This window comes from Micrococcales bacterium, assembly GCA_009784895.1.
Lineage (GTDB): Bacteria > Actinomycetota > Actinomycetes > Actinomycetales > WQXJ01 > WQXJ01.
The window spans coordinates 1-5,862 of record WQXJ01000077.1 but is presented as its reverse complement, the minus strand read 5'-3'; the positions used below and the strand labels follow the sequence as shown (position 1 = coordinate 5,862).

General features: G+C 63.2%; 5 protein-coding genes and 2 tRNA genes. 3 read left to right on the top strand and 4 right to left on the bottom strand.

Annotated features, from left to right (window positions below):
* Positions 1-162: 162 nt before the first annotated feature.
* Positions 163-249: transfer RNA gene (locus FWD29_09650), tRNA-Ser, on the bottom strand.
* 90 nt (positions 250-339) lie between these two features.
* Positions 340-801, bottom strand: coding sequence for a nucleoside deaminase (locus tag FWD29_09645; protein MCL2804192.1), 462 nt, complete (start codon positions 799-801; stop codon positions 340-342).
* A gap of 315 nt (positions 802-1,116) precedes the next feature.
* Between FWD29_09645 and upp the strand changes: the two genes are divergently transcribed.
* Positions 1,117-1,752: a uracil phosphoribosyltransferase gene (gene upp / locus FWD29_09640; GenBank protein MCL2804191.1), complete on the top strand. Its 636-nt coding sequence runs from the start codon at positions 1,117-1,119 to the stop codon at positions 1,750-1,752.
* 22 nt (positions 1,753-1,774) lie between these two features.
* Here the strand turns inward: upp and FWD29_09635 are convergent, their stop codons facing one another.
* Positions 1,775-3,646, bottom strand: coding sequence for a sigma-70 family RNA polymerase sigma factor (locus FWD29_09635; protein MCL2804190.1), 1,872 nt, complete (start codon positions 3,644-3,646; stop codon positions 1,775-1,777).
* 236 nt (positions 3,647-3,882) lie between these two features.
* Here FWD29_09635 and FWD29_09630 point away from each other — a divergent pair, with 236 nt between their 5' ends.
* A complete protein-coding gene (locus FWD29_09630; protein ID MCL2804189.1) occupies positions 3,883-4,836 on the top strand; it encodes a hypothetical protein in 954 nt (317 codons plus the stop codon).
* Positions 4,837-5,070: 234 nt separating this feature from the next.
* On the top strand, positions 5,071-5,682 hold the full coding sequence (locus tag FWD29_09625) for a TIGR00645 family protein (protein ID MCL2804188.1): 612 nt from the start codon (positions 5,071-5,073) through the stop codon (positions 5,680-5,682).
* Positions 5,683-5,741: 59 nt separating this feature from the next.
* On the opposite strand, the gene FWD29_09620 is transcribed toward FWD29_09625, so the two are convergent.
* Positions 5,742-5,831 (bottom strand) — tRNA-Ser (locus FWD29_09620).
* Positions 5,832-5,862: the final 31 nt, after the last annotated feature.

Here is a 5,862-nt window from a genome sequence, read left to right as displayed (position 1 = left end):
CGGCCCTGGGGGCCTCGTCAACCGCTGCCTTGGCCTCGCAACTTCGAGCAAGCTCGAATTGCCTCGGCCTGCGTTGCGGTGCTCCTCGGCCCTGGGGGCCTCGTCAACCGCTGCCTTGGCCTCTCAACTTCGAGCAAGCTCGAATTGCCTCGGCCTGCGTTGCGGTGGCGGCGGGATTCGAACCCGCGGTGGAGTCACCCCCACACACGCTTTCGAGGCGTGCTCCTTAGGCCACTCGGACACGCCACCGCCCAGAAGGTTACCAGTTGCCCTAAGGGCACTTTGGTGTCGGCGGCTAGACAGCCTCTGGCTAAGACACCTGATCCGAGCTTGGCCCAACTAGCGTTTGGCCTGGAAATAGGCGGTCAGCGCGGCGGCGCAACGATCTTCCAGGACGCCAGCAATTACCTCAGGTTGGTGCAGCGCCGCGGAATCGCGCACCAGATCCCAGACCGAGCCGCAAGCTCCGGCTTTGGGGTCAAAGGCTCCGAAAACTAGCCGGTCAAGTCGCGCCGCCACCACCGCCCCGGCGCACATGGCGCACGGCTCCAAGGTGCAAACCAAGGTGCAACCGTCAAGCCGCCACTGGCCCCGGCGGGAGCCAGCTTGTCGGAGCGCCAGGATCTCGGCGTGGGCGGTTGGGTCGGCCAACGATTCGCGGCTGTTGCGACCTTGACCAATGACGGTGCCGCCCGGATCAACTACCAGCGCGCCAACTGGCACATCGGCGCGGCCGGCCGGCCCCTGATCCAAGGCCAGGGCCAGTGCTTGCTCCATCCACCGCCCGACTGACTCCGCCATTTGGCCCGCCAACGATTGACTCACCCCGTTCACCCCACCATTGTGACCTGCTGGGAGGTAGCTAACCAAGCGCATTCAAGTTGGGCCAGGGACAAACCCGGAGGGTTTGCATTGGGGCCAGGCGGGGCGTGGTTGAAGAGCGCGCAGCGCCACGAGCACCACCCACGGCTAGAAGCGCCGCCAGCGACCAGGCAACCGCGAGCCGCCATGACCCGTCGTGTGCGAGGCGCTGACCAAAGGAAACGCGGCCAGCCAGGGCGGTCTGGTCCGGCGGCACCGAGCCCAGTGGACCCGAGCCTGCGGTAGGTTGGGACAATGCAGGTGCATGTGGCTGAACACCCCCTGATCTCGCACAAACTAACCCGACTAAGGGATGAGACCACCGATTCGCCCACCTTCCGCGCCTTAGTTGAAGAACTGGTCACGCTTCTGGCCTATGAGGCCACTCGCGACATTGCCGTTGAACCGGAGAGCATCGAGACACCTGTGGGGCCAGCCACTGGCGTTAGGCTGACCAAGCCGCGGCCACTTGTGGTGCCAATCCTGCGCGCCGGGTTAGGCATGCTGGAGGGTATGACCCGGCTACTGCCCAGCGCCGAGGTCGGTTTCCTGGGTCTGCAACGCGACGAAGAAACCCTGCAGGCCATTACCTACGCCAACCGCCTGCCAGACGATCTGTCAGGCCGCCAGTGCTATCTTCTGGATCCCATGTTGGCCACCGGCGGGACGCTGGTGGCTTCAATTGAGTACCTGTTCGAACGCGGCGCCCGCACCGTCACCTGTATTTGCCTACTGGTCGCACCCGAAGGCCTGAAGGCGGTTGAAGATGCCGTGGGCGGGCGTGGCGACGTGTGCATAGTGACTGCCGCGGTGGACCAGTGTCTCAACAACAAGGCCTACATCGTTCCTGGTTTGGGCGATGCCGGAGATCGCCTTTACGGGATCGTCTAGCCGAAGATCCGCCAGCAGGGCACTAACGCTGGTTTGGTGCCACCACGGTTAGTAGTCCAACGGCACGGTCGAAGGTCGAATCAGGCGCAGAACGGAATGAAATCGATGTTCCGGGGGCACTGCCGGGTCCCTGCGGGAAGTAGGCGTGTTCACCCAGCAACAGCTGTATACCAGTCGGTTGACCGTCAATCACGGCCTCGACCGGGTAGCCCTGGCCAAGGTCCGGAGTTGAGGCATTGTCGATCAGCCAGGCAGTGGTCAGATCAGCGCTGCTCCCACCCCAAACCACGGCTGCCATCCAGGCCAGCTCTCCGGCCGGGGCGCTAACGGCTTGGCTGGTACCGTCTTCGGTCCCCAGTCGCAGGCTGCCCTCCAGGATCGAGACTCTGGTCTGAGGCAATGCCGGGTCGGAGTAAACCACGCTCAGGGCCCAACCGGCCCAGCCCTGGCCTTGTGGCTCGGCCAAGACAAGGTCACCGATGCGCCACAGTCCGGCTCCACCGCTGGTCACGGCGTCAGTGACATCGGCGCCAAGCTGAACACCGGAGGGCATGATGACACGACGTTCGGCCAAGACTGAATGCTTGGAGCCTGTCGGATCGGTCAGGGAGACTTTCCACCAGTTTTCTGCCGGATCGTTGCAGGCCCAAACCAATTCTGCCCGGCGCACTGTGGCCCCTGCTGGAATTGACAAGGCGGCCTGCGAATTGACGGTGCCGCCCTGTTTGGGCACGGCAAATGGTGCTCCGGCAGTGGCGGCTGCCAAATGCCCATCCGCCATGAACAGTGTGGTCATGGACTCGGCTTCGGTGCTGATGGCTGGCGGGCCATCAGCAAAGCTGGCCGGCTTGGGCGCTGAGTTTTGCCAGGGAGCAACATGGAATAACGGCAGCAAACCGATCACCAACGAGGCGATCACCACGACCGAACCAAGTGTGCTCAACGTGGCCATCACCGGGTGGGTCGAGAACCTAAATGGCCTGGTCAAAGAAGACCCGAGTGACTTCCAGGTCCATGGCTGGGACGCTGCCGGCTTGGCCGCTGCGCCCAACTCAAGGGCCGGCATCGGACTGGGGGGAAGCGCCCCTAGGCCGGCCTGAGTCAAAGACGTCAACGCGGTTGAGGCAGCCGCCCCAAATACCAGCGGGCCAAGGACGCCGCGCAATGAGCGGTTGACATCTGACAACTCGCCCACGGCCGACTTGCATTGCTTGCAGTCCACCAGGTGGGCCTCGACCCGGCCGCGTTCGCGGGGCGCCAAGGCGTCACGGGTGTAGGCGCCGAGCTTCTCGGCGGTCGACTGGCAGGCCTCGGGCAGCTGACTGGAGGCGTGATGCTGCAGGTAAGCCTGACGCAGACCCTCACGGGCGCGGTAGGCCAAGGCGGCCACACCGTTGGCTGTCAGGCCAAAATGGTCAGTTACATCGGCCGGACGCAGGCCCTCGACTTCGAGGTACCACAAGACCGAACGCCAGCGTTCCGGCAGCGATTCGAAGGCCTCAGTAATCAGCTCGCGTTCAAAGAACTCAAGGTTGGCGTCGGGGTGATCGATCAGCGAGTCGAGCACGGCTTCATCGTCAGTGGGGCGAACCTTGCCCTGGGCTTCCCGCCCGCGCGAGGCTTGGTTGCGAATGCAGGTGAAGAGGTAGGCCCGGAAAAAGGCATCGGGACCGTCGCCCTGGCGTAGCAGGCGGTAAATCTGGGTGAAGGCTTCCGCGACCAGGTCATCGACATCGGCTTGGCGCGGTGCGTACTGGGACGCCACAACCCGCGCAGCGGACTGGTGGCGCTCGTAGAGGCGCCCAAAAGCGACCTCGTCGCCGTCCCGAACCAATGCGATGAGGGCTGCGTCGCTGCCCGCTTCGAGTGCAACATCACCCGTCACGGTCGCCATAGGCACCTCCTTTCGCCCTGGTACTAAACAGCCATGTCACTGGCTTCGCGCCGCTTCCGCAAGACCTGGCTAGTAGGAAATGCTAGCCGTCAAGGCAAATCTGCGCGCATTGCCGCGTCATTCGGTCCAACGTCGATGCTCTCTGTGATATGCCAACCGGTGGACCCCCTTCGCTTGCGGCGGACAGCTGTCTGCGCGATCGCTGGTGGCAGGCTGCGGTTTCCAGGGGCTGGCGAGTGCCCAGAGATTGGCACGCCCCCGAGGTAGATCACCTGATAGAAGCCTTTCAGAGCGGTGCCGGGCCGGCCATGTTACTTGAGGGCTTGACCGCCCTTGGCATGGCTCGTGGAAAGGCCGGAGTGGGAATCGATGAGGCGCTGGCGGACGCCGCCTGCTTTGCCGAATTGGCCTGGCCCAACCTGACTTTCACCAAGAGCGAACCAGAACCGTCCTCAACGCTATTTGGCCAACAATCGTTGGCCGGCGAGGACTCACGCTCCGCGTCGCCTTCCTCAAGCGATCCGGGCTCCGATTCGGTCAGCGGCGCTACCCCCGTCGTTTTGGCCAATCAATCTCCTCCATCGGATGCGGTCGACTCCAGCCCGGGCGGCTCCCACGCTGGGCAGGACATCAGCGACAGCCTCGGCTCCCTGGCCAAGGCCATTAACCCGCAAATCACGGCCTGGACCTGCGCCCGGGCTGTGGCCAGCGGCTGGGCCGAGGCAGCCGTCGAGGGCGTCACCACTGAGGCCGTACTGGATCCAGCCAGCGGTATGGGCACCCCGTCCTACCTGACCTTGCGCCTGGAAGAGGAGTATCTGGCGGCCAAGGCGGCCGGTGAAGACTTTGCTCTAACTCACTACTTGGTACTGGTAGACACCGATGTGGTCAGCGCTGAGCCATTCGAGCATCTGCTCAGGGCCGCCTCTCTAGGACATGTGCTGCGCCAGGTTTTTGACGCCGGCCAACCAATGGCACGCTTCAGGCGGCAGGGAGCCCTGGGCGTGGTGTTGGTCAAGCGTGAGGGCGACCAAGCGATCGAAATAGCCAAACTGAAGGATCGCCTGATCCATCACTTTGGCAATTTGACTGGTGGCAGCGCGGTTCGCATGCCGCCACGGGTGTGGGCTGAGCCCATCGCCTCCAGCTACAAAATGGCCCTGAGCCAGCTGGCTAGTTTCGGCCGCTGAGACGCCACGTCGCGGCAAGGTCGTTTGGCTTCAGCCCAGGACAGCGGGCACAGGGCAATAACCCTGGCCAATGATCACCTGAGCAAGGCGTCAGCGCTGGGCGAGTCGCCGTTAGTAGCCCTGCTGTGGCTGATTAACTGGAAGGTGCCCCTGCCGCCCACCTGAGTTGAATCGGAGCGCCAAATGCAGCAAAGCCGTCCCGTCGCTCCCCGGTCGCTAGGTGCCTTCATTTTCATGAGCCGGTGGTTGCAGGCCCCGCTCTACCTTGGCTTGATCGTGGCGCAGGCCATTTACGTGCTGGTTTTCACTAACCAGCTGTGGCATCTGGGCGGGGAAGTGATTGCCAAAGGCGGCAACATCGACGGTTCCTTCGTCATGCTGGCAGTGCTGGAGCTGATCGACGTTGTCATGGTCGCAAACCTGCTGATCATGGTGATCATTGGCGGCTACGAGACCTTTGTCTCGCGCCTGGGAGTCGAAGGCCATCCTGATGAACCAGACTGGCTGTCGCATGTCAACGCCAACTTGCTCAAGGTCAAGCTAGCGGTCTCGATTATCTCGATTTCCTCGATCCATCTGCTCAAAACTTTCATTGAGGTGGGCCCATTGGGCGGCCCGGATATGAAAGAGCACTACACCTCGACCGGCGTCATGTGGCAGGTGCTAATCCACTTGACCTTCGTCATTTCGGCCTGCGCCTTGGGTTTGATTGACTGGATGCAGCAGCGGGCCATGCTGGTGGCGGCCCAGATCCACGCCGCCGAGGTAGAGCTGCACCACGATTTAGACCACGACGACAAGGCCTTGGCCTCGGCGGGCCAAGTCGGGGATGGCTCAGACGGTTAGTGGGTAAAGGCTTGGGGTAAAAACGACCCATGCGACCCTATTTATGCAGGTCAACAGGGCGGAGGCGGCGGGATTTGAACCCGCGAGGGGAATCAACCTCCCCAACCCGCTTAGCAGGCGGGCGCCATAGGCCACTAGGCGACGCCTCCATGCCCAGCCGGGCGCGCCTGAAGGGATTCG